The organism is Algoriphagus yeomjeoni (assembly GCF_003259505.1).
GTDB classification, from domain to species: Bacteria; Bacteroidota; Bacteroidia; order Cytophagales; family Cyclobacteriaceae; genus Algoriphagus; species Algoriphagus yeomjeoni.
The window spans coordinates 129,774-139,925 of record NZ_QLLK01000012.1; the positions used below are offsets into that span (position 1 = coordinate 129,774).

Genomic DNA, 10,152 nt, shown 5'->3' on the forward strand with positions numbered 1-10,152 from the left:
TTTTACAACTGAGCTATATTCACATTGAAATTATCTCCTACCTCTCTGAAGCCTTTATCCACAAGTATTTCATTGCCTTCCAAGCCTTCGAGGATTTCAGTATTCTTATCAAAAGTCTTTCCTCGCTCCACATATTTTTTCTTTGCCATCCCATCTACTACTACAAAGATGTAATCACCTCTGTTGTCACTTAGAATCAAATAACTCGGTACTGTGACTGCATCATTATTTTCATAATCCTGAATCTTCAAAACAGAAATCATATTAGGCTTCACCATCGGGATATTCGGGAGGTAAACTTCCACTTTGAAAGTTCTATTGTTTGGATTGATGATCGCACCTACTGCAGACACCTTGGTTTGAATGTCTTTATTGATCGAAGGAAAGTTTATATCCACTGAGTCGCCCTTTGCCAAAACACCAACATAGGACTCAGAAATATCAGCTTCGATAAACAAATCACTCTCGCCAACAAATTGAAACATCGGAGCACCAGGCTGAACTAATTCTCCCAATCGCACCTGAACAGCTTCTATGGTGCCAGAGAAAGGAGCACGAACGACCGCCTTTGACAATTCAGTTTTCAAAGAAGCCAGGTTTCTCTCCAGTCCTTCTTTTCTATTTTTAGCTTCCAAATACTGAACTTCAGTTCCGATTTCCTGCTTCCATAGTCGCTCTTGCTTTTCAAATAGCGTAGTAGCCAGGTCCAGCGTATTCTGCAGCTCATCGATTGATCTTTGAATAGACTCAGAGTCAATTCGTGCCAAAACTTCACCTTTAGCCACTCTCATCCCCTCTATCGCCGGAACTTCAAGAATTCTGCCTGCAGTCTCTGCACTAATGCTCACATTCTTTTTGGAAAGTACCGATCCAGTCACTTCTACGTAGTGTTCAAATCTTCCCTTCTTAGCCTGGGCTGTGGTGATCAAAATTGATTTATGATTTGCTTGGGCAAACTCAGGATCAAGCTGGATCAATTCAGCCTCTAACTCTTTTATCTGATTAGTGATCTCGCTTGACTCTGTCTTGAGTTTTTCCAATTCAGCTTTTTTAGCCTCCACTCCGTCTTCAGAAGCACAAGAAATGGCAACCAAAGCAAGTGCGATCAAGGGGGAAAATTTATATGTTGCGTTCATGATTTGTTGATAATGTCGTTGTTGAATTATTCTCTTGCCAGGTAGAGAAAGTTGTTTTAGTCAGTGATTCCTTCTTTTAAAATCCCCAGCGCTTTTTCCAAATCAACTTTGGAAATAAGACCATCATAAAGAGCCCCGAGGTAATTGATTTCTGATTCTATCAAGGCCGCATCAGCTTCGACTACTTCCAGGTTGGAACCTACACCTTCGTTGTATTTTATTTTAGAAATATCATAAACTTCCTGAGCTAAGGCCATGCTTTCTCGTTGCACTGCCAATACCTCTAAATCATTCGCTAGGTTTTGCTTTGCTTGATAAATCTCCAATTGAATGTTTTGTCCCAAATAGAATTTCTGATTCTCCAGCTGCTGCAATTGAATTCTATTACGCTGAATTCTTGCACTTTTAGATAATCCGTCAAAAATCGGAATGTTCATTGACACGCCGATCATCGAAGAGCTGAACCAATTGATAGACTTGAACAGGGTACTGAATGAATCTCCGGCACCGGATCGATTGAAATTAGCACTTAGATCCAGAGTTGGCATGTATTGAGAAGTATTATACTTAAGATCCAACTGAGTCAATTCAAGGTTTGTCTCCAACTGATCCATTTCCACACGATGAGCGCCTTCCATGACTTGTAGAGCTGCGATGTCTTCTGCGGGATTTAGCTCCGCTAAAGTCTCAGTGATTAGTATGTCGTAATTCTTTGGCAACCCAAGTTGGATTTTCAACAGCTGCTTAGAAATATCATAGGCGGTGATGCTTCTCTTTAATTGAGAAAAGGTATTGTTCCGTTGAACTTGAATTCTCGAAACGTCAACTTTTTCTGTAAATCCAGCTTGATTCAGCGCTTTTGTTTCTTCCAAAAGTGAATCAATTCTAGTAAGGTTTGCCTGTGAAAGTTTGATACGCTCTGCATTTACCAAGACACCGAAATAGGCTTTTTTCACATTTTCAATGACATCATTCTCCACCTTTATCTTGTCATATTCGGTCAGTGCTTTATATGTCTTGGCAGCTCGCAACCCTACGAAAAATGATCCGTCAAATATCATTTGAGTCAAATTAACCCCTGCATTTGCTGAATAGTTTACTCCAAATCGTGCAGGTATTACGTCAGAAGGATTGGTGGGATCGCCAAAAGGTGGCTCATTTGGTAAGAATACCACCTGCACCAATGGATTATAGTTTATCCCAACAGTACCATTAAGCTGTGGCAATCCTGCTGCAGTCTCCTCCTTGATCGTGGTCTGAGATACCATTATCTCCAGTTTTGCATTCTTTGCATCCACATTGTTTTCCAAGGCATAAGCCAAGGTTTCCTTGAGATTAAGTTGCAGTGTCTCCAAAGGCTGGACGTCTTGGGCGAAGGCATCCACATTGAATAAGCTAAAGGCTACAATCGTTAGTAAATAAAGCTTTGATTTAAACATGATATAATTCTAAAAGGGATCTGTTCTCTGTTTTTTTAGGTAAATGAGCTAGTTTTCTCAAGGGTTTTTAAACTGAATTCTGCTGATATAAATAAGCTTGCCTACCTTTTTCGGTAAAGATACCATGTAAAAAATGATCTAGCATCTCCATATGAAGAGATAATAAGCTATAATCATTTCTATTGTAGTTTAATGGATTCATAGCAGCCGAAATTTGATCCACGCGCATATTGGCCAATATCTTAGCATTAATTTCAGGCCGAAAGTAGCCAAGAGTTTTACCTTTCTCAATCACATTGACTATATCTGTCACAATAACATTTTCCTTAAACTCATTAAACATCTCCCAAACTTCAGGGAAATACTTTTGGATCTCAAGTAAAGCCAATGGATTCAATCCTGATAGGCGGTCTCTAACCATTTTGGACGTATAAACCAAATGCTCAATGACACCATCATCACCTTCCATTACTTTATTCAGTGTATCTTGATCTTCCTTCAAAACTAAAGAAAACGACTCTTTCACCAGTTGTTTTTTGTCTTTGAATTCTTGGTAGATGGTCTTTTTGGAAATTCCAGCCAGTCGAGCAATATCCTCCATAGTAATGGCCCTTACACCGTACTGGCTAAACTGCTCAATCGCTATACCTAGAATCTTCTCTCTCATTTATTCTAATACACTAAATTTTCAGGACGTAAAACTACGGAAACTTTCATCTCTTCAAAAGTTTCTTACGTATTAAAAGCGAACAATATTCGGATTCAATAATAAAAAACTATAGAAAAGTGCGCAGAATTGAACAGTTAATGATTATTATAAAATATTAAGAAAGAAGAAAGATGTCAGAAGCAAGAAGTAAAACCAATTGGCTTCATTGGGAGAAGCGAAGTGTGAGCGAAAAAGTAATCTTGGTCTAGTATAAATTCTTCAGAACTATCAAAAGCAAGCAGGCATGGACATACGGGAAAGAGGTCACCTGGTTTTATGTCAATTTCACAACATAGCAGTCTGAATACTTCCTTCAGCTAGGCACAAATTAGAGGACTCTCACTAAACCACCAGGCTGAGCCAAAAGTAAAAGGGGGACTAGCAACTGATAGCTACAACCCAAGCACCTGACGTAGTCTCGAATAGCCAGTCTTACTCACTGGCACTTTCTCACCACCTCTGAGTAGCACCAAGTAATTATCACGCTCATATGGCTCTATTTTGGTGATCTCATTCAAGTTGATCAGATACGATCTATGCACTCGCACAAATTTATTGGGATCCAATGCCTCTTCCAGCGATTTCATCGTCATCTTCTTCAGGTATTTACCTGAAGCTGTATGTATAGCGATGTAGTCGTCCTCGGCTTCAAAAAAACTAGCTTCGTGGGTCGGAATGATTTTGATCTCATTTTTGACCCTTACAACTAAGCGGTTTCGCTTTTCAGCCAATTCATTCAGCTTATGGCTGGATTCATTATTTGCTCCTTGCTGCGCAAGGAACTTCTCTATGGCTTGGGAAAATCTATCCTGGGAAAATGGTTTGAGCAAGTAATCAATTGCTTTGGCATCAAAAGCACTCAGAGCATACTGATCAAAAGCCGTTGTAAAAATGACCGCAGGAGGCTCATCTAAAAGTTCAAGCATTTCAAAACCGGTAATTTTAGGCATCTGGACATCTAGAAAAATCAAATCCGGATTATGTTCTTGGATGGATTTAAGTCCCTGAAATCCATTCTGACAAACTCCAACCAATTCAAACTGGGGGAATTTGGCCAAGTACTCCTGCACTATACTTGCAGCCAGAGGCTCATCATCTATAATTAAAGTTTTAATCATTTCTGTTGGGGTATTTTTAAAATAACTGTAAAAAGTGAGTGCTCGGCTTTAGACTCCAAGAGGTCTCTTCTGCCAAAAAGCAGAAAAAGCCGACGATCTACGGAGCTCAAACCAAAGCCCGTTCCTTTGGGAGCCGCCACGGCTGGATCAAAAGGATTTTCGATTTTCAGTATCAAATAATTTTGTTCCTTATATGCCTGGACAAGTATTTTCACATCCTCTGTGATGCCATATAGTCCATGCTTTATCGCATTTTCAAGAAGAGGCTGAATCAACAATTGCGGCACGCGCAGTTGCTTGACCTCATCTGCCAAATCAAACTCGACTTCCAGTCGATGACCAAACCTCACTCGCTCAATATCCAGATACATTTTCAGGTAACTCAATTCCTCTTCCAGACTCACCCACTGCTGATGATCTTTTCGAATCGTTCCACGAAGAAAATCTGAAAGCTGAAGTACCATCTCACGGGCTTTTTGAGGCTGGGAAACTGTCAGTGCAGAGATCGAGTTGAGACTGTTGAAAAGAAAATGGGGCTGGAGCTGCTGACGTAGTTGTGTCAATTCTGCTTCCCGGGAAAGCTCATTCATCATCACTTCCCTTTTTTGAGCTTCGTTTTGCTCTTCAAGTTTGGATACTGCCAAAGCCAACATTGCTACAAAAATCTCAGCGACTCCAAGGAATACCCACTTTAACAGGAAATTCTCACGAAGAAAAGACTGATAGAGCTCATTCTGGTCGAATACCCACTTCAGGAGATGATAGTGAAAGTAAATAGCTATAAAACTATAGAGTAAAGGAAATATCAACAACATGCTGTTGTTGCGTCCAGTCGGCACATAGAAATCAAATGTTCTATCAATGACATTTACTCCAACAACAAATAGTATTGCAAATACCAATGCATCTACCATAGCAACGGATTGATCCACCCCATAAAACATCAGCAATCCAAACGTACCAAGGAACCAGATTAATCCGGCTCCCTGGATGATCCAATTACTTTTAGAAGGATTTGAAAATACTCTAGAGAACAAAAGGATAGTAATTTATGGAAGGAATTTCGTTAATAAGATTTGATTTCCAAACCTCCGAAGAAGACTGTCCCTCTAATCACCAGAACTTTGTCTTGATCTACCTCAGACTGACGGTACACCCGCTTATCTTCCACTCCTGCTGCTATATTGGTCACCTCCACTCTTACATCCCAGTGAGGAGGAACTACTAGTTTGATCGCCCCGAATATCACATCTACTTGGAGATTTACCATTCCAGTAAAATCCGATTGAGTCAGGTCCAGGTCAATCCCGCCAAAGGCAGCAGTCAATTTTCCGCCTTGGAAATTCTTAGTCAGCATTCTTTTATTGATCCCACTAAATATCGAGTCAATGGATACACTGTCTGAGTAGCTGGTACCAGAGACACCGGACATTCCTGAGTATGATTTAGCCCCAGAAGCTTGGCTAGAGAATGATGACTTTTCTCCTTTGTTATACTCCTCGCCTATTTTATATTCTTCACCTGATGCAGGGGAAGACGTAGATTTAGCTCTGATTTTTTCCTGAATATCATCTAAGACCTGCTGCTCCTTTCGCTTTTTGGTAATCAGGTATATACCGACCAAAATAAGGGCTATGGGAAATATAAATCGCTGTAAGCCAAAATGAAAATCAAATTCCTGCTCAAGTAAAAAGAAGGTTCCGACCCCCAGCATCATTACTCCAAAAAAACTCTTGAACTCATGCTTAACCAAAGTAATCACCCCAATAGCGATTAAAATCATTGGCCAGGAAAGTAGCCATTCAGGATAAAATATATCCAGCTTCCTAAGTAAAATCAGGACGCCTACTGCGAGGATTATAAATCCGAAGATCATTCCTCCATCATTGTTGTTTATGCGATTTCGTTTCATCAGTTTATGTTTTTATTTGTAAAGACTCGCTGGAATCTCTTTTAAAATTTATTGATGATCGAAAGTACAGGATAGGACATGCTCCTGGAATAAACAAAAGGCCAATTCAATCTAAAAGTCGGTAAAGCACACAAAAAAGTCGGTGAAATTTCACCCAGAATTCTTACCGATTGGACAGCTGCTTCGCTGCAATAAACTCTGCATAACCCAAGTCCTCTGGAGTGGTGATCTTGATATTCTCCGGATTTCCTGAAATCAGAGTCACTTGCCAACCTTGATTTTCATAGACTGTAGCATCATCGGTAAACTGCTGAAGTTCAGTTACGGCAAAAGCTTTCTTGATTTTATCAACCTGAAAAGTCTGTGGAGTCTGCACCAAGCGGAAATATTGACGCTCTTCGTAAAAAGACTTTCCATCGTCTCTTAGTTTCCTGATTGAATCTTTCAAAGCAATGACTGCGATAGCACTACCGGCTTGCTCCGCTACTTCAAAGCTCTCCGAGATAACAGACTCTGCTACGAAAGGCCTTACTCCATCGTGAATTGCAACGAGCTTGGTATCGGTTGAGAGAGAATGCAATCCATTTCTCACCGACTGAAACCTAGAATTTCCACCTGCAACTAGTCGATGGGGAATTTTGAATTTAAATTGAGCACACAAATCCTCCCAGTAAAGGAAGTCGCTTTCAGGAAGCACAAGTATTAAATCAATGGTTGGGTCTACTTTGTGAAATACAGAAAGCGTACGCATCAGCACTGGTTTGCCAGCAACGGGCATGTATTGCTTGGCCACGGGCCCGCCCATTCTTGTACCTTTTCCTCCTGCTACCAGGATTGCAGCTTTGTTTGTCATAGTAATTTTCTGCAAACCTAAGGATTAAACAGTCCTTAGATTTTACTACAAAGTTATATCTGTGTAAACATAAAAAAAGCTCCTTTCGGAGCTTTAAGTATTAAAGGATTAACATCGCGTCTCCGTAAGAGAAGAATCGATATTTTTCTTTGATGGCTTCTTTGTATGCTTTCATCACCAAATCATACCCTCCAAAAGCTGCCGCTGTCATCAGCAAAGTAGATTCTGGGAGGTGAAAGTTAGTAATCAATGAATTTGCGATTTTGAATTCGTAAGGTGGGATAATAAACTTATCAGTCCATCCAGAGCTAGCTTTCAATCGACCGTTTGCAGTAACCGACGACTCGATAGTTTTCAAAGAAGTAGTACCTACTGCTACCACTCGCTTTTTAGCGTCCAATGACCTATTCACCAAATCTACCGTTCCATCAGGAATCTCATAGTTTTCGGAATCCATCTTATGCTTAGTCAGATCTTCCACATCTACCTGACGGAAAGTACCCAAGCCAACATGAAGTGTAATTGGAGCTACGTCTACACCTTGAAGCTCAAGTCTTTTCAGCAAATGGGGTGTAAAGTGCAATCCTGCAGTCGGTGCTGCTACAGCCCCCACATTCTTAGCAAACACAGTTTGATATCTTTCTTTATCTTCTGCTTCTACCTTTCTTTCAATGAATTCCTTCAAAAGAGGAGTCTCCCCCAGTGTATCTATGGTCTTATGAAATTCCTCTTCGGTTCCATCAAACAAAAAGCGAATGGTACGACCTCTGGATGTAGTGTTGTCAATTACCTCGGCAACTAGATCTGAATCTCCAAAATAAAGCTTGTTACCAACTCTGATTTTACGAGCTGGATCTACCAATACATCCCAAAGTTTCAGTTCTGCATTTAGTTCCCTTAAAAGAAAAACCTCGATTTCCGCACCTGTTTTCTCTTTGTTTCCATAGAGTCTTGCTGGAAATACCTTGGTGTCATTAGTTACAAAGACATCACCATCACCAAAATATTCGATAATATCTTTAAAAACTCTGTGTTCAATTTCACCAGTATTTCTATGGAGAACCATCAACCTGGATTCATCCCGGTTGGCTGCTGGATAATGAGCTACTAGTTTCTTTGGAACGTCAAATTTGAAATCCGATAATTTCATATGTTTATTATTAGTCTTTTAAAGGCCATCCCGTCCTGATGATTATCAGGAGCTACCGGGAGAAATCTCGCATGGCTGATATTCATGCCAATATATATCGTTTCCGACTTGCTCGATTTCATAGATAAGTTTTAGATGTCTTGAGTGATTTAGAATATCTCTAAAAAATGCAAAGATACTAACAAAATCAGGCAATTTCAGCTAACTTGACAAATTGTTTTAAACCAACTATTCACATATGCTCTTTTTCAAACTCTCATGGGAAAGTTTTCGCTTCGCGATTTCAGCATTAAAAACTAGTCTCACCCGGACCATATTATCTCTTTTGGGGGTAACAATCGGTATTTTCGCCATCATTGCTGTATTCACTTTAGTCGATTCCCTAGAAAATAACATCAAGTCATCCTTTTCATTTTTAGGAACAAATGTTATGCGGGTCGATAGATTTCCATTTGCAAGTGGACCACAAGACTACCCATGGTGGAAATATTTCAGAAGACCACCTGGTACTGTGGCCGAGTATGAGTTTCTTAAGGAGAGACTCACATCCGCTAAAGCAGTGACTATATCGGCATCGGCCTCCACCACGGTAAAAGCAGGAAGCAATGCCTACCAAGGCATGGCTCTGACTGGAGCAGTTTACTCTTATCAGGATGTCTATGAGTTATCTATAGAGGAAGGAAGGTATTTCACCGCTTCAGAAATAAATGCCTCTAGAAATTTTGCAATCATAGGGAGAGAGATAGCCAACACACTTTATCCACAGCAAGAAGTACTCGGAAAACCTATAAAAATCAAAGGGATGAAATTCACCGTAATCGGGGTTTTTGAGGAAGAGGGAGAAGGATTATTTGGCGGAGCATCCAAAGATGAGGCCTGCTTGATTCCGTACGGTGCTTTCACAAAAATGTATTACACAGGCAGAAATGGTTTGGAGCCTGAAATCGCTGTTCAAGGCATGGAAGAGGATATTGGGTTAGTCTCTTTAGAAAATGAATTGACTGGTTTACTTCGTGCAAAAAGAGGTTTAAGACCAAGAGATGAAGATAACTTTGCTTTGAACAAAACGGAGTTTATTCAAAATGCAATTGGGTCAGTATTTGATATAATTTCGATTGCAGGATGGGTAATTGGTGGATTTTCAATTCTTGTGGGAGGGTTCGGTATCGCAAATATCATGTTTGTATCTGTTCGGGAGCGAACAAACATTATAGGTATTCAAAAGTCATTGGGAGCAAAAAATTATTTTATTCTTTTCCAGTTTCTTTTTGAATCCATTTGTCTAAGTCTAATTGGAGGCATGACAGGGATAATTATTGTCTATTTCCTAACCTTTATCCAGTTGGGTACTTTGGAAATCGTATTATCCATCAGCAATATTATACTAGGACTTGGAGTCTCTACTATTATTGGAGTAGTCTCAGGAATTGTACCTGCAACGCTTGCTGCCAGAATGGATCCAGTAGAAGCAATCAGAACGACGTAATTATTCCATAACCGAAAAAAACGGTAATGTACTGAAAAATAGTTGGTGACTTTAATGAGATAATTTCTTAATATCCAGTGTTGATTTGAAGAGGAAACAGGCTCTGGTGGAGACCAACTTGTCAGCAATAAAGTCAGCGCATAAACGAAAAAAGAGGTCTGGTAATTTTTTGCCAGACCTTACTTTTTTTGATATGCTCTATGGCTTTGAAAACTCATTTTTTATTGGACAAAAACACATACCATTTAATGAAGTCTATCCTGTGTCTTAGACTCAGTCCGCGGTGAATATCTAGGTGGTTTTTTAGGTGGCTAAAGTACCCTTCTATGCCGTTTGTTGTAGCTGGGAT

General features: G+C 39.9%; 9 protein-coding genes. 1 reads left to right on the top strand and 8 read right to left on the bottom strand.

Annotation, left to right across the window (positions count from 1 at the left end; all coding sequences use genetic code 11):
* Positions 1 to 2 precede the first annotated feature (2 nt).
* The 8 genes from LV83_RS17860 to queA form a co-directional block, all read right to left on the bottom strand.
* Positions 3 to 1,136 (bottom strand): efflux RND transporter periplasmic adaptor subunit, encoded by a 1,134-nt coding sequence (locus tag LV83_RS17860; protein WP_111612927.1) that lies wholly within the window; start codon positions 1,134 to 1,136, stop codon positions 3 to 5.
* A 56-nt stretch (positions 1,137 to 1,192) separates the two neighbouring features.
* Positions 1,193 to 2,575 (bottom strand): TolC family protein, encoded by a 1,383-nt coding sequence (locus tag LV83_RS17865; RefSeq protein WP_111612928.1) that lies wholly within the window; start codon positions 2,573 to 2,575, stop codon positions 1,193 to 1,195.
* A 67-nt stretch (positions 2,576 to 2,642) separates the two neighbouring features.
* On the bottom strand, positions 2,643 to 3,242 hold the full coding sequence (locus LV83_RS17870; protein ID WP_111612929.1) for a TetR/AcrR family transcriptional regulator: 600 nt from the start codon (positions 3,240 to 3,242) through the stop codon (positions 2,643 to 2,645).
* A 434-nt stretch (positions 3,243 to 3,676) separates the two neighbouring features.
* Positions 3,677 to 4,402: a LytR/AlgR family response regulator transcription factor gene (locus LV83_RS17875; RefSeq protein WP_111612930.1), complete on the bottom strand. Its 726-nt coding sequence runs from the start codon at positions 4,400 to 4,402 to the stop codon at positions 3,677 to 3,679.
* Complete coding sequence (locus LV83_RS17880) at positions 4,399 to 5,439, bottom strand: sensor histidine kinase (RefSeq protein WP_245947089.1); 1,041 nt, start codon at positions 5,437 to 5,439, stop codon at positions 4,399 to 4,401. The genes LV83_RS17875 and LV83_RS17880 overlap by 4 nt, the downstream gene beginning before the upstream one ends.
* 29 nt (positions 5,440 to 5,468) lie before the next feature.
* Complete coding sequence (locus LV83_RS17885; protein WP_111612931.1) at positions 5,469 to 6,314, bottom strand: LiaF transmembrane domain-containing protein; 846 nt, start codon at positions 6,312 to 6,314, stop codon at positions 5,469 to 5,471.
* Positions 6,315 to 6,477: 163 nt separating this feature from the next.
* On the bottom strand, positions 6,478 to 7,167 hold the full coding sequence (locus tag LV83_RS17890) for a 2-C-methyl-D-erythritol 4-phosphate cytidylyltransferase (RefSeq protein WP_111612932.1): 690 nt from the start codon (positions 7,165 to 7,167) through the stop codon (positions 6,478 to 6,480).
* Positions 7,168 to 7,267: 100 nt separating this feature from the next.
* Complete coding sequence (queA, locus tag LV83_RS17895) at positions 7,268 to 8,317, bottom strand: tRNA preQ1(34) S-adenosylmethionine ribosyltransferase-isomerase QueA (RefSeq protein WP_111612933.1); 1,050 nt, start codon at positions 8,315 to 8,317, stop codon at positions 7,268 to 7,270.
* 238 nt (positions 8,318 to 8,555) lie between these two features.
* On the opposite strand from queA, the gene LV83_RS17900 reads away from it, so the two are divergent.
* A complete protein-coding gene (locus tag LV83_RS17900) occupies positions 8,556 to 9,803 on the top strand; it encodes an ABC transporter permease (RefSeq protein WP_111612934.1) in 1,248 nt (415 codons plus the stop codon).
* Positions 9,804 to 10,152: the final 349 nt, after the last annotated feature.